Here is a 1,297-nt window from a genome sequence, read left to right on the forward strand (position 1 = left end):
AGGGTATGAACCGGAAACATGGGTAACACTTTAGACCGGATACATGGGTAACAGTTATAACTGGCATAGAAGAGGAGACTCGCTATGCCCTGGACTGAGACCTGACCTATGCAACGCCTTGATTTTATCCGTGCCTGCCATGCAGGTACGGATTCTTTTTCTGCCCTCTGCCGTCTCTTCGGCATCAGTCGAAAAACCGGTTACAAATAGCTTCAGCGTTTTGACCCCTCTGACCTGTCATCTCTCTCTGACCGGTCGCGTGCTCCGCACTCCCACTCCCGGACAGTTCCTGATGATATCGCCGGGCAGCTTACGGCCCTGAGGCAAAAACACCCTGACTGGGGCCCCAAAAAACTGCGGATGTGGCTGCTCAATCATCACGTCGATTTTACCGTCCCCGCTGCCAGCACTATCGGCGATATCCTCAAGCGTGAAGGCCTGGTTCCGGATAAAAAGCGAAAACGCAGAACCCCGGGCAATCGCCAGCCCCTGACCATCATCAGTGAGAACAATCAGGTCTGGAGCGCTGATTTTAAAGGCAAGTTCAGGCTGCTGAGCCGGAAATACTGTCATCCCTTCACCCTCACCGACAATCACAGCCGGTATCTTCTGAGCTGCCGGGGAGCAGACCGGGAGAGCGAGCCCTTCGTCAGGCAGTGCCTGACGGATGCGTTCCTGGAGTACGGTCTGCCGGAAGTCCTGAGAACGGATAATGGTCAGCCTTTCGCAGGAACAGGTATCGCCGGGTTAAGTCGCCTTGCAGTCTGGCTGATAAAGCTGGGCATCAGACCGGAACGCATCAGAAAGGGGCATCCGGAAGAAAACGGCCGTCATGAGCGAATGCATCGTTCGCTGAAAAGTGCAGTAAAACAGGGCAACATATTTATGACGATGGAAGAACAACAGCGGTGGTTCAGTGGCTACCGGGAAGAGTTTAACTATGAAAGGCCGCATGAAGCCCTGGCGGGTGCAACGCCCGGAACGGTATGGCAACCCTCAGGCCGGCACTGGGATGGCAGGGTTCCTGAATATGCTTATCCGGAAGGAGGTACGGTCTACAGGGTGAAATCAAGGGGGACACTCTATATGGGGAAAAAGGGGACGGTGTTCCTGAGTGAAGCGCTGACTGATGAGTACATCATGCTGGAAGAACAAGATGATGGCCTGGAGGCCATCATCTTTAATGGAATAACGCTTGCGTACTACGACCGAAAAACCCAGAGTGTGCTCCGGATAGACTGAAAAGTGTTACCTATGTTCCCGGTCTGATCTGTTACCTATGTATCCGGTCATACAG

The 1,297-nt window shown here is 53.5% G+C and carries 2 protein-coding genes and 1 pseudogene; all 3 read left to right on the forward strand.

The window, feature by feature from the left end; genetic code table 11:
- Positions 1-108 precede the first annotated feature (108 nt).
- The 3 genes and pseudogenes from ACOTXC_RS22655 to ACOTXC_RS22665 all read left to right on the forward strand — a co-directional run bounded on the left by ACOTXC_RS22655 (position 109) and on the right by ACOTXC_RS22665 (position 1,242).
- Positions 109-210 carry a helix-turn-helix domain-containing protein gene (locus ACOTXC_RS22655; RefSeq protein ID WP_421767964.1) on the forward strand — a complete coding sequence of 34 codons (102 nt, stop codon included), beginning with the start codon at positions 109-111 and terminating at the stop codon, positions 208-210.
- Between the two features lie 12 nt (positions 211-222).
- Positions 223-414, forward strand: a pseudogene (locus ACOTXC_RS22660) (transposase); the annotation flags it as partial.
- 84 nt (positions 415-498) lie between these two features.
- The gene (locus ACOTXC_RS22665) at positions 499-1,242 is read left to right on the forward strand and encodes a transposase (RefSeq protein ID WP_421767965.1); all 744 of its coding nucleotides are present in this window, start codon (positions 499-501) and stop codon (positions 1,240-1,242) included.
- The last annotated feature ends 55 nt before the right edge of the window (positions 1,243-1,297 follow it).

The organism is Enterobacter cloacae complex sp. IR5428, assembly GCF_049238585.1.
GTDB classification, from domain to species: domain Bacteria; phylum Pseudomonadota; class Gammaproteobacteria; order Enterobacterales; family Enterobacteriaceae; genus Enterobacter; species Enterobacter intestinihominis.